Here is a 22,339-nt window from a genome sequence, read left to right on the forward strand (position 1 = left end):
AAATCAAGCCTCCATTTTTTGTGTACTCAAGGCGCGGTCAAAATGACCGCGCCTTGAAACTTTGGGACACATGTGGTTGAAAAAGCGTTTCACTGAGCCCTGCGGCGGTATGTTCCCCGCTGCACGCTGCTGATGCCTTCTTGTTATGATTCGCGGCGAACATCGCGCCGCTTCGATGCGCGATACGGACTTGCCTTTGCGCGCGGCAGCTGCTATAATCCGTGCGTATGTCCGACAAAACTATCGTGTTTGCCCCTCGCGGCAGCTACAAAGAGGTGGAGAAGAGCATGTTGCTCATGCCCAAGTTTGACGAAAAGGGTCTGATTCCGGCTATGGCCGTGGATTACCGCACGAAAGAGCCCCTCATGCTCGCCTACATGAACGAAGAGGCTCTCAAAATGACCATCGAAATCGGCGAGGCCGTCTACTACTCCCGCTCCCGTCAGGAGATCTGGCACAAGGGGCTGACCTCCGGCCACATCCAGAAGGTTCATCAGATTCTCATCGACTGTGATCAGGATGCCATCGTGCTGCTGGTCGACCAGATCGGCGCCGGGGCTTGCCACACCGGCCACCACTCCTGCTTCTTCCGCTCGGTTCCCTTCGGTGAGGCCGTCAAGGACGGCGAGCCCGTGGCTCTCGAGGCTGCCGATGACGGATGCTGCTTCGATGCCGAGGCCGTCTACGGCAAGAAGTGAAGCTTTCGGACAGCGAGCGCCGCGCAGCGAGTGCGGCGCTCGCTGCCTCCCTCTGTTTTATACTCACGTCTCCTGCCGGCTCCCCCGCAAGCTGCGCCCTTCTCACCTTCACCCTCCTTTGCTTTTTCGCCCCTGATATGAAACGATCTTCACTGGGTCTGCTTCTTCTTTCCGTGTCCGCGTTGCCGCTGACCATGTGCAACGACTACGACAATGAGCTCATGCCGGCGGGCATGGTCTCGTCGAGTGATCCGACGGCCGATCGTCTGTATGCCGCCGCTTGCGCCTTTGCCGCTGCCGGCAAGACGAATGCCGCCATATCAAAGCTCAAGGAGATCGTGACCGACCATGCCCTCTCGCCCATTGCACCTCAAGCGCGCCTGATGCTCGGTGACATGTATTGCCGCGACGAAGATTATCGCCAAGCCTTCAAGGAGTACGATAAAGTCATCGCGCACTACCACAGCAGCCCCTGCTACGAGCAGGCCCTCAACCGCGAGCTGGAGCTGGCCATGAAGGCCGTCAAAGGCGAGATGAAGGGCCAAATGCTCTGGGGCCTCTGGGAGGTGGGGATGGAGAGCTCCGTCGTCGAAGAGTGGCTGCAGAACATCGTGAAGAACGCGCCCTACAACGATATGGCTGCAACGGCGCTCAGCATGCTGGCCCGCTATCAGCTCGAGGTCTGCCGAGATCCGGAGCGCGCTCGGGCCTCCTATGCCCAGCTGGCCGAGCGCTATCCAGACAGCTCTTTGGCTCCGGCCGCGCAGCTGATGACGGCTCAGCTCTGGTCTCAGCAGCACACCCGCGGCAACAACGCGCTGGTCAACCTCCAGAAGGCTCAGGAGGCCTACGAAGAGTTCCTGTTGCGCTATCCGAATGATCGCCGCGCCGGAGAAGCTCGGCGCCGCGTGGCTGAGATGCGCGCTCTGCTCGTCGACCAAGAGCTCGAAGTCGGGCGCTATTACCTCGAGCGCGCGCGCTCCTACTCGGCCGCGATGCAGTGCTTCCGCAGCGTCATCGCGCAGAAATCGGTGAATCCGACGGCGGCGAAGGAGGCTGCTGAGCTGTACCGAAAGGCTGCGGCTTTGGCGGAGAAGGGGAAGGCGACGCACTAACCGCATCGGAACCCGCGATGAAACGCTTGATATACACCTTTTTGACCGCCCTGTTGCTCTGCGTGCCGCTGAGCTCCTGCGGTTACCACCTGGGAGGCGTCAAACCCGCAGCGCTGCGTGAGATGCACAGCTTCAGCGTCGATATGTTCCGCAACACCTCGACGCAGCCGCAGGTCTCCATGCAACTGACCTCTGCGCTGACCAATGCCATGCAGGGCGACGGCACCTATCGCCTCGCGCCGCGCAACAAGGCGGACTTCATCATTTCGGGCGACGTCGTTGCCATCACGCCGCATTCCCTCACGACAGACTGGCGCGACTCATACCTGAGCTCCGAAATCGGCCTGACTCTTACCGTGCGCTACACCGTGACCGAGCGCATGACCGGCAAAACACTGGCTTCCGGCACGGTAGAGGCGGAGAGCAGCTACTACAACCAAGACGACATCAACATTCAGAACACGCGCACCAACGCCCTCTCCTACGCGGCCCGATTGGCTGCGGACGAGATCACGGCGCGACTGACCTCTCCATGATCGAGTATCCCGTCAGCTTCGTCGGATTGCCCATCGGCAACCGCGAAGACATCACCCGCCGCGCACTCGCCCTGCTGGAGTCCGTCGACTGCATCTGCTGCGAGGACACGCGCAACACGGGCATGCTGCTGGCGCACTACGGCATACGCAAGCCCTTGCTGAGCCTCCACGAGCACAATGAGCAGCAGCGCGCGCCCGAGGTCGCCGCGCGAGCCCTGGCCGGCGAGCGCTTCGCCGTCGTGACCGATGCCGGAATGCCCGGCGTGAGCGACCCCGGCTACCGCCTCATCCAAGAGCTCAAGCGGCGCGAGGTTCCCTTCACCGTGTTGCCGGGGCCTTCCGCCGTGGTGACGGCTCTGGTGGGCTCGGGACTGCCGAGCGACGCCTTCTTTTTCGGCGGTTTTCTGCCGGTGAAGTCGGGCAAGAAGCAGCAGGTGCTCCGGCAGGCACTCGAGGCCTCATACACCAGCATCTTTTACGAATCGCCCTTCCGCATCCTCAAGACGGTTCAGGCTCTGGCCGAGCTCGATGCCGGGGCGCTGATCTGCGTGGCTCGCGAACTCACCAAAGTCTATGAGACCTATCACCGGGGCACCGCTGCCGAACTGCTGGCAGAGTTCAAGGCTCGCCCGCCCAAGGGTGAGATGGTGTTGCTCATCGGCGGCAGCAATGCGCCTCGCCCTGCCGCAGTGCCGGGCAAAGAAGGAGAAAATCAGGCCTCCGGCGAAGGCGCCTGAACCGGCCGCAGCTCGAGAAAACCGCTCTCGACATCCACCTTCAGCGGGACGACCTCGAGGCGCGAGCCCGGCAGCAGACGCGCCCCGTCGCGGCGGCTCCATCCCGAAGCGTGCCGCTCGTAAAACCAGCCCTCTCCGCCCGGCAGCACCTCGGCGGAAATGAAACCCTTGAGGCGCAGCTCCGGCAAATCGACAGCCAGCCCCTGAGGCCAAGCCGCCGTGACAACGGCCTGCCAGTGCCGCGGGTCTTCGGCGGAGCACTGCATCTGCAAAAACTCCGCGAGCTTGAGCCTCTCTGCCTCCTGCTCCGCCGCGTCGGAGATGCGCTCCGTCTCGGAAATATGCTCGGCAAGAGAAGCCAGCGCGGCCGTCGAGGGCAGAGCGGCCGCATGGGGAACACCGATGAGCCGCGCCAAGCCTCGGTGCACCACCAGATCGGCATAGCGGCGTATCGGACTCGTAAAATGGCAGTAATCGCCCTTAGCAAGGCCGTAGTGCCCCAGAGACTTCACCGAGTAGCGCGCCCGCATCATCGAGCGCAGCAGCGCCGTCTTGAGCAGCTCCTCATCCGGATGCCCCGCCAACTGCTCCATCACGCGCCGCAGCTCCTCGCGGGTCGCAAGCGTACCGGCGGCGATTCCGTAGCTGCGCAGCGTGAGCGCGAACTCGTGCAACTTGCCCGGATCGGGACTCTCGTGCACGCGGTAAATCGTCGGAATCAGCGCCGAGCGCAGAGCCTTCGCCACCTCCTCGTTGGCCGCCAGCATAAACTCCTCAATCAGGCGGTGCGCCTCATCGCTCTGCTCCGTCACAACATCCGTCGGGTGCCCGTCGGCATCGAGCACGACCCTCAGCTCGGGCCTCCCGAGCGCAAGAGCCCCCGCCTTCATGCGGCGGCGGCGCATGAGCCGCGCCAGAGCGGCCGCCTCGCGCAGCATGGCGTCCACCTCGGCGTCGCCGCTGCTGCCCCGCGACTCCAGCACGGCCAGCGCTTGCGGGTACGTTAAACGACGCCGCGAGCAAATCACCGCGCGGCGGAACTCGGCCCGCGTGACGCAGCCCTCATCGTTCACCTGCATCAGGCAGAGCAGGGTGAGCCGATTCTCGCCCTCGCGCAGCGAACAGATGCCGTCGCAGAGCAGCGGCGGAAGCATCGGCAGCACGCGGTCGGGCAGATAAGTCGAATTGCCCCGCAAGGCCGCTTCGCCGTCCAGCGCCGTACCCGGGCGCACGTAGTGACTCACATCCGCAATGTGCACCGCAAGCTGCCGCCCCGCCTCGGTGCGGCGCACCGCAATCGCGTCATCGTAGTCGCGGGCACTCTCGGGATCAATCGTCAGAATACACTCGCCGCGGCAGTCGCAACGCCCCTCAAACTCCTCCTCGCTCAGCTCGATCGGGAGCCGCGACGCCTCATCCAGCACCGCCTGCGAAAACTCCGTGCGAAGCCCGTGGCGGCGAATCACGCCGAGCATATCGACCCCCTCATCCTCGGGCCATCCCAGTATTTCAACGAGGCGCCCGGACGCCTCCATGCGCGCCAGCGGGTAACAAAGCGGCTGCACCGCAATCAGCATGCCCGCCTGCAAGCTCGGCGGCGGCGCCTCCGTCAGCTTCACCTTCTCCGGGCAGCTCTTGCCGTCGCCGATGAGGCAACCGAAGCGCCCCTCGCAGCGGTAGATGCCCACCCACAACCCCGCGCGGCGCTCCAGAATCTCCTCCACCCGAGCCTCGGCCCGCAGATCCTCGCCCTCGGGGCGCATCCCGCGGTGGCGGCGGCGGTAACCGACGGGTGCTTGTCTCTTCACCGTTGCGCGGACGAGATCGCCGTCCATCGCCCCCATGTTGCGAAAACGGCGAATCGGCAGCTCAATAATCCCGCCGCCCGGATTGAGCGGCTCGAGAGCCTCCTGACCTTCAGCATCCGGAACAAAGAGCTGCTTGCCGCTCGGCAGCGTGCGCACACGCCCCGTCAGCGGCGCCGGAGCCGCCTCGCGCAACTGGTAGCGCGCCTGCCTCAGCCGCATCACGCGCCCGCTCGCCTCCCACTCCCGCAGCAACTGCCTGAGCTCGGCTCTCTCATTGCCCGCCAGCTCGAGACTTCTCGCCAGAGACGAAACATCCTGCGGGCGGTAATGCGGCGCGCGCAGCAGAGCCAGCAAGCGACGAGCAAGGGGAGAATCCATCAGCGTGCGAGCGAAAGACAAAGGCGGGCGAAAGACAAACGGCAGGCGAGAGGCAAACGGCGGGAAGGACAAGCTCGGAAAGGAAGCCCCCGGAAAGGAAAAGCCCCGGCGGCGCCGACCTCAAGCGGCGGACGCTGCGGCATGAGGCGCCGGCTTCTGCATCTCGGGCGCCTTTTGTGACGTCGCAGAAGACGAGACGTCATCCTCCTGAGCCTCCTCACCGCGTATCAGCCCCTTGACAAGAGGGGGTCGGGGAAGAGCCTCCTCAATATCGAACCTCTCCCCTTGGTGTTCGGTGTAGTAGCGCACCAGATTGGCAATCTTCTGCGCCCAAAGCTTCAGATTCTTGTCCGCCTGACCCTCCTGCGTATAGGCCTCGGCCTTGTAGAGTCGGGTCGTGGCTCGGTTGGAATCCTTCATGGCGAACAGGAGCTCACCCGTGTGGTTGTCCCTGATCGTGAACTCAATGCAAATATCGCCCTCCGTGAAATGAGCCGCCACCGTACCCGTACCCGGAATCGGAGAAGCAAAACTGCCGAGGAAGAAAAGCCAACGCAACACGGGACGCTGCGGTTTGAGAGACACCACCGCCATATCCATGCGAATATCGGCCTTTTTGGCATCATTCGTCAGGCGCCAGTCCGCCTTATTCTTCTTGTTGGCCCGCTCGATGGTCTTTGACAAATACGTCACCATATAGCCGTGCATCTGCGGAATCAGCAGGCGGCTCAGCTTCGGCTCATCCTCCTCCACCCGGGAAATATCGAGCGGAGCCACGTAAACCCGGCCATGCTTCTTGCTGACGCGGGTCGTAGGCTTGTCGGGATGCCACCATCCGTCCAGCGGCACCCGAAGCGAGCGGTTCAGCTCGACATCGTAGAGACCGCTCTCGGATTTGAGGTATGACTTGCACGAACACAGAATCAGAGAACAAATAACAATAGGCAGCAGGACTTTGGCCGTCATGAGCAGATACTAGCAGATGAGGCAAGCCTCTGCAAGAAAAACGTGCAACACCCTTCGTGAAAAAAGCGCCTCACACCCCTCGCGGAGCATCGGCAAAGCCGTTCGATAGTCAGTTATTTTCAATTTTGCGCGAGCGCTGCGATTTTCTCTTGCCAAGCTTCATCCCTGTCACTAGAATAGGGATGAAATCCGACTATGACTGATACCTGCCTGACCCATCACACCTTTTCCGATTGCCTGTGGATTCGCTGCACGAGCCGCGGCAGTTTCGTCAACAGCCCGACGCTCAAATCACTGGCGGACAAATACCTCGAGCAGGGAGGCAAGAACCTCGTGATCGATCTGGAGATGTGCTCGGGCATCGACTCCACCTTCATGGGCACGATGGCCGGGCTGGCCAACCGCTGCCTCTCTGCCGGCGGGAGCCTGCAAGTCGCTTCCCCGACGGACAGAACGCGCCAGGCCATGGAAAGCCTCGGGCTCGACATGCTGGTTGACATTGACCCCCCCGACGCCTTTTGGCACGCAGACCTGGAGGAACGGCGCCGCGAGCTCGCCGACGATGCCCACAGCTCGGAGGGAACCGGCGGAACCCACATGTCCGAAGTCGCTCGGACGCGCCACGTCCTCGAAGCCCACAACACCCTGCGCTCGATGAACCACAAGAACGCTGAGACCTTCGGCTACGTTTGCGAAACGCTCGAAGAGGACCTCATGCGCCACGGCGACGATCACTGAGTCTCACGGGAGCCGGCGACGAACACGGAGTTTCACGGAGCCGCGGCGGTGAAGGCCGAGTCTCCCCCGCTGCGGCGGCGAACACGGAATCCTGCGGGCCACGGCGACAGATACGGCGACAGATACGGAGTCATATGCGCCTCGACAATGAGCTCGGAGAAACACGGAGCTGGCGGCGCCCACCCCATGCAGCAGACCTCGAGCATGGATTGCCTCCTGCGTGACCGACTCGCGGCGGATTATGCCGACTTCTGTCGGCAAGCCCTCCGCGAAGCATCCTGCGCCGCGGCGGAACCCGACCTGCCGACGCCGCCCGCCGTAGCCGAACTGCAGTGCAGCTGGATGTCCGGCGAACTGGGCTGCAGCGGCGAAAGCGAGCGACACGGCATCGTGCGAATCATCGACTTCGGCGAGTGGAATCGCCGCGAAGGCCCCGACTTTCTGAGAGCTGAGCTCGAGCTGGACGGTCGCCGCCTGCGCGGCGACATCGTCCTCACCCGCCGAGCCGAAGACTGGGAGAGCGCGGGCTACGGCGCCGATCCCCGCTGCGACGGCGTCGTGTTGCACGTCGTTGCGGAGCCTCCGCCCGCCGGTTGGTACACCCGCAACTCGCGCCACGAAGAAATCCCCGTCCTTGCCCTTGACCCCGCAGAACTGCGACGCGTTCTGGGCTACCCGAGGCGCTGGTCCGTCGAAGAACTCGAGACCGAACCCGCTCCCCTTCGCCGATTGACCGCCGGGCAACTGCGTGCTCTTCTGCTCGGAGCCGCCGCGCGGCGGATGCAGCAGCGGCGCGAACTCTTTCAGCGCCGCGTCGAGCGCATGGGCGAATCCCAAAGCCGCTACGAATGCTGGGCCGAGACCCTCGGCTACCGCGTCAACAAACTGCCCATGCGCATGCTTGCACGTCGCGCCCCGCTGCGCGAACTCGGCGACAACGCACACGCCATCCTCTTCGGCACCGCCGGCTTCCTCGAACCCGTCCTCCCCGAACGCGCCGGCGATGAAGCCCGTCGCTACCACCGCAGCGTCTGGGATGCTTGGTGGCCCTTGCGGGAAACATACGGCCTGAGCCCCTCGCGCCGCCTGCCTTGGGTATTCTCGTCCGTTCGGCCTCTCAATCACCCCCATCGCCGCGTCGCCGCCCTTGCCGCATCAGCCGCTCAGTGGTCGGAACTCCGGCCCCTGATGCTCGCGCGGCACGCACCCGAACTGCTCAAACGACTCAGCTCCTTGAGGCATCCCTTCTGGAGCCGCCACTGCAACTTGCAGGCGGAACCCCTCTCCGCCGACTTCGCCCTCGTCGGCAAAGAACGCGCCAAAGACTTCATCGTCAACCACGTCTGCGTCTGCGACGACTCGGAGGAATCGTGGCGCATGTATCTCAAACTCCGAGTTCACACCGTCTCGGCGCGAGTCAGCTCAGCCGCCCGCCGACTCCTCGGCGAACGCGCCGACCTGCCTGAACTGCTGACCGACTGCTACGTCCAACAGGCCCTCCTGCAACTCGACGACGACTTCGGCCGCGCCGAGCCAAACAACTCCGGCGAATACCCCGAACTGCTCGGCCGCTGGAGCCGGAGCATCTGAACAACACCCTCCCCCGGCGCAACACCGCCCCCCTCGGAGGAGCAACACCCGCCTCATCGGCGCAGCATCCCCATCGGCGCAGCCGCTCGCCAAGCAGCGCCGAGCGGAGCTCATTCCGCCGCCGCCTCATCCTCGGCGCGGAAGGCGGCCTCCTGCTGCTCGATCGAGGTCGAAAGCTCCTCCCAGCGCGTAAACAGAGCCTCCGACTCGCGATCCAACGCCTGAAACTCCTGCGTCAGCTCCATGAGACGTTGATTATCGCTCATATTCTCCGGCTTCTCCAGCTCGGCCGCAATCTGAGCCTTTCGCTCATCGCGCAGCGCAATGGCCGCTTCAACCTCGCTGAGCTCCTTTTGCAGAGGCTTGAGAATGCGGGCTCGCCTCTCGCGCTCCTGCGCACGCTGGCGGCGCAAATCGCGGCGATTGCCCGAGGGCAGGGGAGAAGCCGATGCGGAACCGGCCTGCGCTGCCGCGCCCCCACCCGACTGCCCGGCCTGCAGGCGCCGCTGCTCGGCCTCCACCGTCTCGAGGTACTGCGTCACATTGCCGTGGAAAAGCCGCGGCGGCAAACCCGGGCGAAACTCCAGCACCTTGTTGACAATCGGATCGAGAAACTGGCGATTGTGCGACACAATGCAGTACGAGCCCGGGTACTCCGCCAGAGCCGCCTGAAGCACATCCTGACTCTGAAAATCCAGATGGTTCGTCGGTTCGTCCATAATCAGGAAATTCGCCGGCTTGAGCAACATACAAACCAGAGCCACGCGCGAGCGTTCGCCGCCCGAGAGCACCCCGATCTTTTTAAAAACATCATCCCCGCGAAAGAGAAAACAGCCCAGAATATTGCGCACCAGCGGGCGCGTCTCGCGGCTCGCCGCCGCCTCCACACACTCCAGCACCGTCTGCTCATTATTGAGCACATCCGCATGCGTCTGCGAGAAAAACGCCACCTCCGTATGATGCCCCATCTGCACCCTTCCGGCATCAGGCGCCTCCGATGCGGAAATCAGACGCGTAAACGTCGACTTGCCCGAACCGTTCACACCGACAATCGCGATGCGATCGCCCTTCGCCATCATGAAATCAAAATCCTTCAGCAGCGTAATGGGCCCGTAAGCCTTGCAAACCTTCTCCAGCGTCACCACCGTATGCCCGCCGGGCGGCGGCGGCGGAAAGTGAAAATTCATCACCGCGTCATCCTGCTCCACCTCGATGAGCTCCACCTTCTCCAGCTGCTTAATGCGGCTCTGCACCTGTGTCGCCTTCGTCGCCTTCGCGCGGAAGCGGTCAATAAACTCCTGCGTCTTGGCTATCTCGCGTTGCTGAGCCTTCGCGCGGTGCAGCAGCGCCTCCTTGCGCGCCTTACTCTCGCGCAGATAAAACGAGAAATTGCCCGCATACTCCTCCGCACGCCCGTGGTGGAACGCGATCGTGCGCGTCACGAGCCCGTCCAGCAAAGCCACATCGTGGCTGATGATGCAAATGGCCCCGCGGTAGTGGCGCAGATACTGCTCCATCCAGCGCTGACTCTGCAAATCGAGGTGATTGGTCGGCTCATCGAGCAGCAGAACCTCCGGCTCCTGCACCAGCAGCTTGGCCAGAGCAATACGCATCTGCCAGCCACCTGAAAACTCACCGCAGTCCCGCGAAAAATCATCCGAACTGAACCCCAAACCGCGCAGAATAGACTCCACGCGCGGGCGCAAACTCGCCGCATCCCGATCGTGCAGGATCAGCTCCAGACGCCCGATCTCATCAATCAACTCTCGGTACTCGGGCGAATCGGCCGGCAGCTGCTGCATGCGTGCCGACATCTCATCGACCCGCCCCTGCAACTCCACCACATTGCCCACCGAGCCAATCACCTCCTCAAGCAGCGGCGAACCGGCGATGTGAATACCGTCCTGCGGCAGATAACCCACCTGCGTATGCTTGGGCATCAGCACCTTGCCGCGGTCCGGCTCCAGCACCCCCACAATGCACTTCATGAGCGTCGACTTACCGGCGCCGTTCTGCCCCGCAAAAGCAATGCGCTCACCATTCTCCACCACAAAGGACAGAGAATCGAAAAGCACACGCGGGCCGAACTCGATGTGCAGCTCCTGAACAGCGAAAACCACGGACGGCGGAGCGGCTTATTACTTGTTGGCGTCCAGCTTGCTGTTCCAGCGCTTCAGAAGAGAAGCCTGTTCGGCGAAAAGATCCGCACAATCATCGTGAATCTCGACACCCAGGATGCAATCACCTTGGCGAATCGCATTGACCACCTCCTGATCCTCCGCACCGAGCACCTCGCCGAAAATCGTGTGCTTGCCGTTCAGCCACATCGTCGGCACATGCGTGATGAAAAACTGCGACCCGTTCGTCCCCGCCCCCGTCCATGAGCGACCCGCATTAGCCATCGCCAGCAGACCGGGCTTCGTGAACTTCAAATCGGGGCGGCACTCATCATCAAAGCAGTAACCCGGGCCGCCGCAACCCGTCCCCTCGGGATCCCCGCCCTGAATCATGAAATCGGCAATCACGCGGTGGAAGGTCAGACCATCGTAAAAGCCGCGCTGAGCCAAATTGAGAAAGCTCGCCGCCGTCACGGGCGTCTTGGAAGCAAAGACCGTGAGGTTAATATTGCCCTTATTCGTCTTGATCGTGATCTTCTTGTCAGTGGCCATGCGCGAGAAGGTAGCAGCACATCAGCCTCTTGGCAAGACTAAAATCTCAAGCCCCGCCGCACCATGACGCAAAATAGACCCCGTCATAGCCATCCCTCACACGCGGCGCACACACGGAAAAAGCCCCGTGCGGCACGAGCGCCGCGCGGGGCCTGAACAGAGAGGAGAAAAAGGGCGGAAAACTTATTCGATATCGCTCACGTCCTCATCAAAGACAGAGCCGTCATCCTCATCGACATCGTTATCGACGTCCTCGTCCTGCTCCTCAACCGCAGCCCCGTTGAAAAGGAACTGCAGCAGCGGAGTCGCAGCCTGCATCAAATCCTCGGATTCAAACGCGCCCGAAAGGACAATCTTGAGAAGACTGCCGAGCGAAGACTCAGCCAGCTCGGCCAAAGCAGCCTCATCCATGGGCAGATGCTCCTCGAGGTAAGTGCCCAGAGCAGGATTCTCACGGCAGAGAACCTCGCCCTCCTCGACAGCCGACAGGAAAGCCGCGCAGCTCTCGGCAACCTTCGGAGCGGCAGCATCAGCCGTCGCCTTATCAGTGACACCGGCGAGAGAATCGCGGAGCGAAGTCATCGCGTCGAACAACTTCTTCTGAGCAGCCGTGCCCTGTTCGATAACGGCGGGAGTAAGCCCCTCAGCCGGAGCGGCGGGAGCAGCGGGAGCGGCGGGAGCGGGAGCCGGAGCATCCTGAGCCAGAGCGCAGGAAGCGGCCAGAGCGGCGGAAACAATCAGTGTTTTCATGATGCTTGGGGGTATGTGATGCGGAAGCCCTTATCGGCCCCCGACGCTGCGTATGCTACACGCATATCTCCCCCGTGTCAAACCCTGAATGCGTATACAACACCAAAAGATAGCCGATGCAGCCCCCTCACCGCGAAACCCGCCCCGAAGTTCGCCCCCACCAAACAGACCTCCCCCGTGACACAAAATAGCGAAAAAAAGCGCCGGGCGGATTCTTTTGACTTGACAAAAAGTGAAAAACATCTACAATAACCCCCGCGTTTTCAAGTTAAACTTGACAAAACGTGTAGAGGGTGGAGTATACCCCTGATTCTCATCCACTGATATGTCGACGCCGAAGAAAAAGCAGCAAAACAGTGCCGGAGAGACCGGCACCAAGCGGAACACCCGAAGCAAAACCGGCAAAAGCACCGCAGAGCTTTCAGAAAAAAAGACGGTGACCGAGGCTCCCGAAGCCAAAAAGAAGCCCGCCGCCCCGGCCGCAGAAAAGCCGGAAGCCAAAGCCGCGGCGAAATCACCCGCCAAGGCCAAGCCCGCCGCCAAAGCCGCAACCAAAGCCAAGGCCGAATCCAAACCCAAGCCTGAAGACAAAGGCGACGCCAAGCCGCGCGGCGCAGCGCGAGCCAAATCAACGCGCAACACCTTCAACCCCCGCGTCTCCGCCAAAGACCTCCAAGAATTCTTCCCGGACGACATCACCCTCAAAACCGCCTTCAAAACCCTGCTGGCACTGGCCAAAAAGAACGGCGGCTACGTGATGGACGACGACATCTTCTCGTCCCTGCCGGCCGACGGCTACGAAGAATTCGACCAAGAACGCCTCTTCGAGCGCCTGCACGCCCTCGGCGTCGAAGTGCGCGACGACGCACCCGCCGCTCCCACCCCCATCTCCTCCGCCGCCATCCACAAAGACGGCAGCATCGGCAGCATCGTCGACACCCCGGACGTCCAGGCCAAAATCCGCGAACTGATCTTGATGGCCAGCGAGCAGGGCTACCTCACCTACGATGATATCAACGAAGTGCTGCCCAACGAAGTCATGGCCCCCGAAGACTACGAGGCCATCATGGAGCGCTTCCGCAACATGCAGATCGACGTCATCGACGCCTCCGACGTCGACAACTACAACGAACGCCGCCGCCTCGTCGACTCCGGCGACGAAACCGACGCCGAAAAAGCCGAAGACGAGCACGACATCCTCGACGACCCCGTCCGCATGTACCTCAAACAAATGGGGCAAAAAGACCTCCTCTCGCGCCAGGACGAAGTCAAGAAATCGCGCCGCATCGACCAAGCCGAAACCGAACTCAAGCAGTGCCTCAACAAATTCGGCGTCGTCGCCGAATACTACATGGAGACCGCCGACAAAGTCCAGCACAACCAAGAGCGCTTCGACCGCGTCGTCATGGACAGCGACCCTCGCGACAAATACATGAAAAAAGTGCAGGGCCTCATCAGCAAAGTGTACGACAAGTACATGGACGCCCGCTCCTCCTACGCCCGCATGCGCGTCGCCATGCGTCGCAAAAAATCCGTCTCCGCCTACCAGAAAGACTTTGAAGAGTGCCTCGGCGAACTCGGCGAACTCTACAGACAATTCTCCTTCAAGGGCAAAGTCTACGAAAACTTCGTGCAGCGCATCCGCGAAATTCGCCAGCGCGTCATGAAACTGCTGCGCCAGAAAGACAGCAACCCCGACAACAAAGAAGTCGACGACGCCCTTCAGGAATACGAAATGAGCCTCTGGATGACCATTCCCGAGTTCCTCGAGAACTACAAATCCATGAAGCGCAGCATGAAAGAAGCCCAGGTGGCCAAGCAGGAAATGATCGAAGCCAACCTGCGCCTCGTCATCTCCATCGCCAAAAAATACACCAACCGCGGCCTCGCCTTCCTCGACCTCATCCAAGAAGGCAACATGGGACTCATGAAAGCCGTGGAAAAATTCGAATACCGCCGCGGCTACAAATTCTCGACCTACGCCACCTGGTGGATTCGCCAAGCCATCACACGCTCCATCGCCGACCAAGCGCGCACCATCCGCATCCCCGTGCACATGATCGAAACGATCAACAAACTCATGCGCGTCCAGAAAAAACTCGTGCAGGACTTCGGGCGCGAACCCACACCCGAAGAAATCTCCGCCGAATCCGGCATGGCCGTCGAGCGCGTGCGCAGCGTCCTCAAAATGGCGCAGCAACCCATCTCCATGCAGCAACCCGTCGGCGACTCCGATGACACCTCCTTCGGCGACTTCCTCGAAGACAAGAGCGCCGAAAACCCGATGGAAGGCGCCGCCTTCTCCTCCCTGCGCAACAAACTCACCGGCGTCCTCAAAACCCTCAACGAGCGCGAGCGCGCCGTCATCGAGCAGCGCTTCGGCCTGGCGGACGGCAACCCCCGCACCCTCGAAGAAGTCGGGCGCCAATTCAACGTCACCCGCGAGCGCATCCGCCAAATCGAAGCCAAAGCCCTGCGCAAACTCAGACACCCCACGCGCATCGGCAAAATCAAAGGCTTCCTGCCCGACTCACCCAACTCCTGAGAAAGGCCGGAAGCCACACGACCCCCATCACAGCTCGGGCCTCGGACTGCAACCACAACGGCAGCCCGAGGCCCCTTTTGCATCGTTTTTTTCAGCGAAAGCAAACTTTGAGAGTGACTTCCGCCCCGTCATTTGATAGCATAAAGGCACTTCCCATGATGAGACCGTTATCTCGTGCGTTTCTCCTGACAAGCATCGCCTTGGGCACTCTCTCCGCCGCGCCCCACGCCTTCGCGCAGAGCGAGGCGTCGACCGCCGACGTCGCCCAGCAGCAAAAAGCCAGACGGCAAGCCGCCGTCCGCGACGCCATGCTCCTCGTGCAGCAGGCCCGCCAAGCCTACACAGAGAAAAAATACTCCGACGCCGTCGACCTCTATCGCAGCGCCCTGAGCGTCATCCCCAAAGCCCCCGCCTCGGAAAAACAAGTCCGCTTCATCAAGGACAGCCTCTCCGACGCCCTGATCGCCAAAGCCATCGACTACCGCCAAGTCGGCCGCAGCGACGAAGCCCGCGAATTCCTGCTGGAAGCCATCGAACTCTCGCCCGACAACAAACGAGCGCACCGAGAACTCAGCTACACCGACGACCCCGTGCGCACCAACCCGGCCCTCACCCCCGAGCACGTCGGCAACGTCCACGAAGTCCAGCGCCTGCTGACCCTCGCCGAAGGCTACTACGGCCTCGGGCGATACGACCAAGCCATCAGCACCTTCCAAGAAGTCCTCAAAATAGACAAATACAACTCAGCGGCCCAGCGAGGCATCGAGCGCTGCAACAACCGGAAAATGCAGTACTTCGCCGGCGTCCGCGACGCCTACCGCGCCAAAGCCTTGGCCGACGTCGACGCCGCCTACGACATGACCCCGCCGACGGACCCCTACTTTGAACCCATCGACGCCCGCGCCCAAGAACTCAGCGAACAAACCCGGCAGGACAGCTCGGCCAACATCGACGGCAGCGCCTACGAAGAACGCCTCTCGCAAATCATCCTGCCGCAAGTCATCCTCGAAGAAGCCACCATCAACGACGTCGTCGACCTCCTGCGCGCCGAAATCCGCCGCGACGAAGCCAACAACCAAGGCGTCTCGCGCGGCCACATCAACGTCATCCCCTTCTTCGGCACCATCGACTCCCCCGGCTACAAAGACCTGCAAAACCGGCGCGTCACCCTCAACCTCAGCCAGATATCCATCACCGGCCTGCTCGACATCCTCTGCAACCAGATGGGCATCTCCTACTACTTTGACGACAAAGGCCTCGTCCTCACCTACTCCGGCAAAGACTTCGGCCCGCTCATCGACCGCAGCTTCATCGTCCCGCCGCACTTCTTCGACCGCACCCGCGGCGACGACAGCGAAGAAGAAGACGAAGACGGCGGCTTCTCCTCCATCAGCGTCAGCCGCATCGACCCCAAAGCAACCCTCAAGAGCTACGGCATCTCCTTCCCCGAAGGCTCGCACGTGCGCTACATCCCCTCCGAGCGCATCATGCACGTGCGCAACACCGCCTACAACATGGATCAAATCGCCGAACTGCTCAACGTCCCCATCAGCGAGCATCGCGTCGTCGTCCTGAGCGTCATCATGGTGCAAGTCTCGGAAGAACAACTCGACGACCTCGGCTTTGAATGGATGTTCAACGCCAGCCTCGGCGGCAAAACCTTCACCGGAGGCGGCGTCACCCCCACCGGAGCAACCACCGCCGGCGTCAGCATCGACGGCGGCATCGGTGACGCCGCCGCCCCGCACGTCACCGACGGCCTTCGCTCCGGCGCCAGCGTCCTGGCAGCCAGCAACATCGACCGCCTCATCAGCACCGGCTCCGTCTCCGAATACGTCCCGCGAGAAACCAGCAAATCCCCCGGCATCTTCGGCCTGCGCGGCATCTGGAACACCGCCGACGTCACCGTCCTGATGCGCGGCCTTGCCCAGCAAAAAGGCGTCGACGTCCTGCAGCGTCCGCAAATCGTCTTCCAGCCCGACCGCGACGAACAAATCTCCTTCGGCAGCGTCCGCGAACTCTTCTTCCCCTCCGGCTACGACAGCCCGAGCATCGAATCCGTCACCATCAACGGATGGGGGAACGGAAACAACAACGACAACAACAACGGCCAAGCCCTCGCCGCCATCCCCGCCCACCCCACCGACTTCACCCGCTTCGGCATGAGCGACGATGAACTCAACGGCTTCGGCACCATCATCCAAGTACACAACGCCGAAATCAACGGAGACGCCAGCGCCGTCACCCTCTCGCTGACCACCACCCTCAACGAATTCGAAGGCTTCGTCAACTGGGGGCAACCCATCGAAGCCGCCCTCTGGCAGCGAGACGGCTTCCAAATGGTGCGACTCACCGACAACCAAATCCTCCAACCGATGATCAAGCGCTACCGCATCAACACCAAAGTCACCGTCGCCTCGGGCTCCGTCCTCGTCCTCGGCGGACTCAAAGAAGCGCGCGTCATCGAATACGAAGACAAAGTTCCCGTCTTGGGTGACCTTCCCCTCGTCGGCCGCCTCTTCCGCTCCGAAGGCAGCTCGCGCACACGCAAAGCCGTCCTCTACTTTGCCAAAGTAGACATCGTCGACCCGACCGGCCGCGACTTCCAAACCGGCGACAAACCCAGCGACCAACTCATCGCCACCCCTGAGAACTAAACATGAGAAAATACGACGACCGCGAGGACGAACGAGACGATGAACCGGACAACTCCCAAGTCCGCAACATCATCAAAAAACTCAACGAAGACGCCCCCGGCAAAGAAAAATCGCGCGAAGTCATCGTCCGCGCCGACGGCACCAAAGTCGTACGCGTCGTCAAGAAAAAGCGCGTCATGGTCAGCCGGAGCGAAAAGCGGCGTCGCAGCCTCCGCTCCGGCATTCTCTGCCTGATCATCCTGCTGGTACTCGGCGTCGCCTTCGGCTCCTACTTCGCCTACCGCATGAGCACCTTTGACGCCAAACTCATCCAAACCGGCGAAGCCCTCAAAGAAGCCTGGGGAGCCGAAAGCGTCACCTGCAGCGGCATCAGCACCGACGGCAACGAATTCAGCATCGAACAAATCGAAGCCACCTTCCCCCAAGGCCACCTGATCCGCAAAGTCGTCCTGAACAAACTCAAAGGCTCCCTCTCCGCCCGCAGCTACATCCTCGGCAAACCCTGTAGCGACCAAATCAACATCGGCCGGGCAGACATCAGCGTCAACGGAGACCTCGACGCCATGCAAATGCCCCTCTTCAGCGGCGAAGAACTCTGGGACATCAAACGCGTCAACTGCGGCGCCGTCAACCTCAGCCTCGTCAAAACCGACAACCAAAGCGACAGCGGCCACACCGAAATCATCGGCATCGAACAAGCCGGCGCCTACCTCTACTACCCGCGCAACAACCGCACCATCTGCTCCGTCATCCTCAAAGGCGGCAACCTCAAACTGCGCGGCATGCAAAGCCGCCAACTCGACGAAGCCACCTGCCTGCTGAGCCCCGACGGCATCGAAAGCTTCAACATCCGATCCGCCAACCCCGGCCAGCAAGACCAATACCTCAGCCTCAAAGGCGAACTGCGCAACGGCGCCCGACTCGCCGGCCCCTACAAAGTCGAAGCCCAAGACCTCCCCTTCGAACTCTTCACCGCCGCACGCTTTGAAAACATCTTCAAAGCCCAAGTCACCCTCGCGCGCAACCAAGGCAACAGCCGCATCCAAGTCGAACTCCCCTTCAACCAACCGCGCCCCGTCTTCAGCGGACAATTCGACCTCTACAACATCACCCTCAAAGGCCTGCCCGCCCTCAGCACCCTCTGCAAACACCAGCGCGCCGACTGGCAGAACGACTACCGCGTCATCACCCTGCCTGACGGCAAAGTCACCCTACAAAACAAAGACGGCAACCTCACCCTCATCGCCCGCGACGGTGACATGCGCGAACAAGGCAAAATCAACCTCCGCTTCGACATCCGGCTCGACAGCCGCAACCAACTCGACGGCACCATCGGCTACGGCATCCCCGAAAGCCGCGCCAACCGCGAATACGAAGACGGCCTTCCCGACCCCGTCTACGAACAACAAGCCCCCTGGTGCTGGCTCAACACCAAAGTCAGCGGCAGCATCAACGCCCCCACCGACAACTCCCGCCAACTCGACGACGCCGCCGACCCGCAGCGCATCAACCGCAAACGCGTCAACTACAACGACCACCTCATCGACGGCCTCCTGCAAAACCCCGGCCTGCTCGACGACACCGGCATCCCCTCCTCCCCCGGCAGCAACACCCCCTCCACCCCCGCACCTGCCGCCCCAACCCCCGGCACCCCTGCCACCCCTGCCACCCCCGCCGACCTCTCCCCCGGCGACTGGAACCACCCCGCCTGGGATAGCGGCAGCAGCACCGGCAGCGACAACCCCTTCAACAGCTAAAAAACAACCCATGGCCGGAGAACTGCGCGCAAAATGGTGGTCACGCCCCCTCGGACACATCCTGTGGCTGGCCATCTGGAGCATCTGCTGCACCCTGCGCAAACGCCTCATCAACGACGGCGACCCGCACATGGGCAAACGCCAAGTCATCATCGCCCTCTGGCACAACCGCACCTTCGTCCCCTGCCACTTCTACAAATACATCCTCAAAGGCAGCATCCCCATGAGCATGCTCACCAGCGCCAGCAAAGACGGCGCCATGCTCGCCACCATCGCTGAAGACTACGGCATGCGCGCCGTCCGCGGCTCCAGCCACCGCCGCGGCGTCGCCGGCTTCATGGACCTCATGCGCGAACTCAAAGAAGGCTGCTGCATGTGCATCACCCCCGACGGCCCCAAAGGCCCGCGCTACAAATGCCACCCCGGCGTCATCAAAGCCGCCGCCATGAGCGGACTGCCCATCATCCCCGTCCGCATCGAAATCCCGCACTGCTGGCGCATCACCAAAGCCTGGGACGCCTTCATCATCCCCAAACCCTTCAGCCGCGTCGAACTCCACTGGGGCAAACCCCTTGAAATCCCCCGCGACCTCGACGACGAAAGCATCAAACAACACTGCCGCCGCCTCGAACAAGCCCTCATCGGCGGCGCCCCCGACTTCCCCACCTTCGCCGAGCTGGAAGCCGAAGCCCGGCAACAACAAACACCCACCTCGGCCACCGAACCCGAAGCACCATGACCACCACCCTCATCAACGGCAAAGAAATCTCCCGGCGCATCCGGCAGGGACTCAAAGCAGAAATCGCCGAACTCACCGCCCAAGGCCGCACCCCCGGCCTCGCCGTCGTCCTCGTCGGCGAAGACCCCGCCTCACAAGTCTACGTCGGCTCCAAAGTCAAAGCCTGCGCCGAACTCGGCATCTACTCCCAAAAATGGGCCCTGCCCACCGAAACCACCCAAGACCAACTCATCGACCTCATCCGGCAACTCAACGCCGACGACCGCATCCACGGCATCCTCGTCCAAAGCCCCCCGCCGAAACACATCGACGAAGAAGCCGTAGTCCTCACCATCGACCCGCGCAAAGACGTCGACGGCTTCCACCCCGTCAACGTCGCCAAACTCGTCCTTGAAGAAGACGAAGGCTTCGTCCCCTGCACCCCGCTCGGCTGCATGGAACTCCTCAAAGCCTACGGCATCGAAACCGCCGGCAAACACGCCGTCGTCATCGGGCGCAGCATGATCGTCGGCAAACCCATGGCCAACCTCCTCGTCAGCAAAAAAGCCAACGCCACCGTCACCATCGCCCACTCCCGCACGCGCAACCTCGCAGAAATCTGCCGCAGCGCAGACATCATCGTCGCCGCCGTCGGCAAACCCCACATGATCACCGCCGAGCACATCAAACCCGGCGCCGTCGTCCTCGACGTCGGCATCAACCGCATCCCGGACAGCAGCAGCCCCAAAGGCTACCGCATCGTCGGCGACGTCGACTTCGACAACGTACGCGACCTCTGCAGCGCCATCACCCCCGTCCCCGGCGGCGTCGGCCCCATGACCATCGCCATGCTCATGGCCAACACCGTCAAAGCCTGCCGCCAGCTCACCCGCTGAAACAGCGGCTAAAGCCCCGCGCTGAAACCCCTCTCAGCAGCGGGCGCAGCGCCGAAAAAGCCCCCGCGTGCACACCCGGCACGCGGGGGCTTCTTGCATCACCAGCGGAGCAGGGGAGCCCTGCGCAGCATTTCAAAACCCCGAAACTTGAGAATAAGCTTTTCCTTACTCTTCACGACGAGAATAAGGAACGATTGATCGACCCGTTAATTTAGTCAACGGCCTTAAAATGGAATAATACAGCCCTCTCCGCCCCCCGTGAGCCGGCGCGCCAGGCCGGAAAGCGACCAAGCCCGACCCTCATACTCCACATGCTCACCATCGAGCACGGGGCACAAAATCCCCGAAGGCTTTCGGTACGTATACCAAAACTCCACCACCTTCCCCGGCTCAATCCCGCAGAGCGCAAACGAAAAGCGAGCCCGCCTCAGCCCTTTCCCCTCCGCCATGCGGAGAGCCTGCTCCTCCTCGCCGAGCTCCTTCTCACTCGCCTGAACCAGATGAAGACGCTCAGGGCAACCGTGAATCAACGCCAGAGCCTCCAAAATTTCATAAGCCTCCTCCGGCCTCATCGCATAAAACTCGCGCACCCTCAGCCGCCCCTGACAAAGCTCAGAAGAACGCAAACCCGGATTCAGCCGATCAATCACGCGGTGCAGCTCCTTATCCGCCAAACGCTCCGAAACCTCGTACGTCGCGTACACGCGAAAAGCAAAAGGCGTGCACTCCGAGCGATTCAACTGCCGCACGCGAGCCCCGACATGATCCGCGTACCCGATCTTCACGTAATCCGGAAACGACGGATTCGTCAGGATATAAATGGAACCCTTCTTCGTGCTCGGTGTGCTCATAGCTTTTACGCCGCATTGTAACACAGAGCTCACTGAAGTCAATACGGCGCCTCAGGCCCTGCGGGTATCCGTCTTCCATGCGATTTCTGTCTTGCCTTATGTTTATAATATGTTAAGCTAACAGTGATGAAGGTCGATAAAAACAGCATCTTTCTTGCGCTCGTGATCATTCTATGGGCAGCGCTTACAATCGCTGTATGGAGTTCGAGCGAGTGGCAAACGCTGATCAAGTTAGCCGTGACAGCGCTGACTTCCCTGGCGGCTTGTGGATTATCAATTTCCCTAGTGCTTAAAATTAGCGTGGAAAAAAATGAGCAAACTCAATCTGCCAACGGAGCACAGACTGTCATTATTAAAGATTCAGCAATAAATGGGCCATTGCTATTAAATGAGGGAGGTAACCCGCACGTTTCCAATACGAGCTACGACGAAGTATCCGCTGTTAAGACTAAAGTAGACCCTAATTCTATCCAACGATGAAGATTCAACAAGGATTTGTTTTTCAAGAATATTACCGGAAGCACCTGCCTCCTGTGAGAGATGATCGTCAGGAGGTTATTTTCCCAGTACCTTATAAAGAACGCCCCTTCGTCGTGCTTTCCTTGGATCGCGTCGACGAAGGTCAGTTCATTGAGGAATCTCAATTCAAAAGCCAAGATAATAAGCCTCTGTTGCACACGGTCAACCGTTTAGAAATTGCTGCCGTAAGCGTTTCTGCTACAGGGTTTGTATTGGAGATAAAAACGTGGTACAACAATCTGATCTATGGCTATAAAGTATCCTGGACGGCATTCGGCGTAGAATGATTTACCTGCCTGCGCCGCAGAATGGCACTCAGCCGCGGCGCAGGCAAGCGGAAAGGCTCGAGAGATTACTTCTTGAGCCCCGACGATGAGACACAACGCTGTTTTGCCTCTGTGTTTGTGTGTC

General features: G+C 61.3%; 19 protein-coding genes. 13 read left to right on the top strand and 6 right to left on the bottom strand.

Annotated features, from left to right (window positions below; translation table 11 throughout):
* The first annotated feature begins 227 nt into the window (after nucleotides 1-227).
* From hisI to rsmI, 4 genes are all read left to right on the top strand, one after another.
* Nucleotides 228-698 carry a phosphoribosyl-AMP cyclohydrolase gene (gene hisI, locus AC6UAL_RS05400; protein WP_500682347.1) on the top strand — a complete coding sequence of 157 codons (471 nt, stop codon included), beginning with the start codon at nucleotides 228-230 and terminating at the stop codon, nucleotides 696-698.
* A 137-nt stretch (nucleotides 699-835) separates the two neighbouring features.
* Nucleotides 836-1,813, top strand: coding sequence for an outer membrane protein assembly factor BamD (gene bamD, locus AC6UAL_RS05405; protein ID WP_500682348.1), 978 nt, complete (start codon nucleotides 836-838; stop codon nucleotides 1,811-1,813).
* 17 nt (nucleotides 1,814-1,830) lie between these two features.
* A complete protein-coding gene (lptE, locus tag AC6UAL_RS05410) occupies nucleotides 1,831-2,349 on the top strand; it encodes an LPS assembly lipoprotein LptE (RefSeq protein ID WP_500682349.1) in 519 nt (172 codons plus the stop codon).
* Entirely contained in the window at nucleotides 2,346-3,086 is a 741-nt protein-coding gene (gene rsmI, locus AC6UAL_RS05415; protein WP_500682350.1) for a 16S rRNA (cytidine(1402)-2'-O)-methyltransferase, read from the top strand. Before lptE ends, rsmI begins: the two co-directional genes overlap by 4 nt.
* Here the strand turns inward: rsmI and AC6UAL_RS05420 are convergent.
* Both AC6UAL_RS05420 and AC6UAL_RS05425 read right to left on the bottom strand, forming a co-directional pair.
* Entirely contained in the window at nucleotides 3,062-5,272 is a 2,211-nt protein-coding gene (locus tag AC6UAL_RS05420; RefSeq protein ID WP_500682351.1) for a ribonuclease R family protein, read from the bottom strand. The two genes, rsmI and AC6UAL_RS05420, sit on opposite strands and share 25 nt — an antisense overlap.
* 120 nt (nucleotides 5,273-5,392) lie before the next feature.
* The gene (locus AC6UAL_RS05425) at nucleotides 5,393-6,238 is read right to left on the bottom strand and encodes a DUF3313 family protein (protein WP_500682352.1); all 846 of its coding nucleotides are present in this window, start codon (nucleotides 6,236-6,238) and stop codon (nucleotides 5,393-5,395) included.
* A 195-nt stretch (nucleotides 6,239-6,433) separates the two neighbouring features.
* Here AC6UAL_RS05425 and AC6UAL_RS05430 point away from each other — a divergent pair, with 195 nt between their 5' ends.
* Both AC6UAL_RS05430 and AC6UAL_RS05435 read left to right on the top strand, forming a co-directional pair.
* Entirely contained in the window at nucleotides 6,434-6,976 is a 543-nt protein-coding gene (locus tag AC6UAL_RS05430; RefSeq protein WP_500682353.1) for an STAS domain-containing protein, read from the top strand.
* Between the two features lie 204 nt (nucleotides 6,977-7,180).
* Nucleotides 7,181-8,566 (top strand): DUF2851 family protein, encoded by a 1,386-nt coding sequence (locus AC6UAL_RS05435; RefSeq protein ID WP_500682354.1) that lies wholly within the window; start codon nucleotides 7,181-7,183, stop codon nucleotides 8,564-8,566.
* 110 nt (nucleotides 8,567-8,676) lie between these two features.
* On the opposite strand, the gene AC6UAL_RS05440 is transcribed toward AC6UAL_RS05435, so the two are convergent.
* The 3 genes from AC6UAL_RS05440 to AC6UAL_RS05450 all read right to left on the bottom strand — a co-directional run bounded on the left by AC6UAL_RS05440 (nucleotide 8,677) and on the right by AC6UAL_RS05450 (nucleotide 11,985).
* Entirely contained in the window at nucleotides 8,677-10,686 is a 2,010-nt protein-coding gene (locus AC6UAL_RS05440; RefSeq protein ID WP_500682355.1) for an ABC-F family ATP-binding cassette domain-containing protein, read from the bottom strand.
* An 18-nt stretch (nucleotides 10,687-10,704) separates the two neighbouring features.
* Entirely contained in the window at nucleotides 10,705-11,235 is a 531-nt protein-coding gene (locus AC6UAL_RS05445; protein WP_500682356.1) for a peptidylprolyl isomerase, read from the bottom strand.
* 183 nt (nucleotides 11,236-11,418) lie between these two features.
* Complete coding sequence (locus tag AC6UAL_RS05450; protein WP_500682357.1) at nucleotides 11,419-11,985, bottom strand: hypothetical protein; 567 nt, start codon at nucleotides 11,983-11,985, stop codon at nucleotides 11,419-11,421.
* A 325-nt stretch (nucleotides 11,986-12,310) separates the two neighbouring features.
* On the opposite strand from AC6UAL_RS05450, the gene rpoD reads away from it, so the two are divergent.
* The 5 genes from rpoD to folD all read left to right on the top strand — a co-directional run bounded on the left by rpoD (nucleotide 12,311) and on the right by folD (nucleotide 20,558).
* A complete protein-coding gene (gene rpoD / locus AC6UAL_RS05455) occupies nucleotides 12,311-14,530 on the top strand; it encodes an RNA polymerase sigma factor RpoD (RefSeq protein WP_500682358.1) in 2,220 nt (739 codons plus the stop codon).
* A 155-nt stretch (nucleotides 14,531-14,685) separates the two neighbouring features.
* Nucleotides 14,686-17,187: a secretin GspD/PilQ domain-containing protein gene (locus AC6UAL_RS05460; RefSeq protein WP_500682359.1), complete on the top strand. Its 2,502-nt coding sequence runs from the start codon at nucleotides 14,686-14,688 to the stop codon at nucleotides 17,185-17,187.
* 2 nt (nucleotides 17,188-17,189) lie between these two features.
* Nucleotides 17,190-18,944, top strand: coding sequence for a hypothetical protein (locus AC6UAL_RS05465; RefSeq protein ID WP_500682360.1), 1,755 nt, complete (start codon nucleotides 17,190-17,192; stop codon nucleotides 18,942-18,944).
* A gap of 10 nt (nucleotides 18,945-18,954) precedes the next feature.
* Nucleotides 18,955-19,683 (top strand): lysophospholipid acyltransferase family protein, encoded by a 729-nt coding sequence (locus AC6UAL_RS05470; RefSeq protein WP_500682361.1) that lies wholly within the window; start codon nucleotides 18,955-18,957, stop codon nucleotides 19,681-19,683.
* Nucleotides 19,680-20,558, top strand: a complete 879-nt coding sequence (gene folD / locus AC6UAL_RS05475) for a bifunctional methylenetetrahydrofolate dehydrogenase/methenyltetrahydrofolate cyclohydrolase FolD (RefSeq protein WP_500682362.1) — start codon at nucleotides 19,680-19,682, stop codon at nucleotides 20,556-20,558. Before AC6UAL_RS05470 ends, folD begins: the two co-directional genes overlap by 4 nt.
* Nucleotides 20,559-20,782: 224 nt before the next feature.
* Here folD and AC6UAL_RS05480 read toward each other — a convergent pair whose 3' ends face one another.
* Nucleotides 20,783-21,409 (bottom strand): GIY-YIG nuclease family protein, encoded by a 627-nt coding sequence (locus AC6UAL_RS05480; protein WP_500682363.1) that lies wholly within the window; start codon nucleotides 21,407-21,409, stop codon nucleotides 20,783-20,785.
* 126 nt (nucleotides 21,410-21,535) lie between these two features.
* Between AC6UAL_RS05480 and AC6UAL_RS05485 the strand changes: the two genes are divergently transcribed.
* Together AC6UAL_RS05485 and AC6UAL_RS05490 are read left to right on the top strand one after the other, a co-directional pair.
* On the top strand, nucleotides 21,536-21,889 hold the full coding sequence (locus AC6UAL_RS05485; RefSeq protein WP_500682364.1) for a hypothetical protein: 354 nt from the start codon (nucleotides 21,536-21,538) through the stop codon (nucleotides 21,887-21,889).
* Nucleotides 21,886-22,215 (top strand): H-type lectin domain-containing protein, encoded by a 330-nt coding sequence (locus AC6UAL_RS05490; protein WP_500682365.1) that lies wholly within the window; start codon nucleotides 21,886-21,888, stop codon nucleotides 22,213-22,215. The genes AC6UAL_RS05485 and AC6UAL_RS05490 overlap by 4 nt, the downstream gene beginning before the upstream one ends.
* Nucleotides 22,216-22,339: the final 124 nt, after the last annotated feature.

The sequence above is a fragment of the Candidatus Parakkermansia intestinigallinarum genome (genome assembly GCF_944389695.1).
GTDB lineage: Bacteria > Verrucomicrobiota > Verrucomicrobiia > Verrucomicrobiales > Akkermansiaceae > Akkermansia > Akkermansia intestinigallinarum.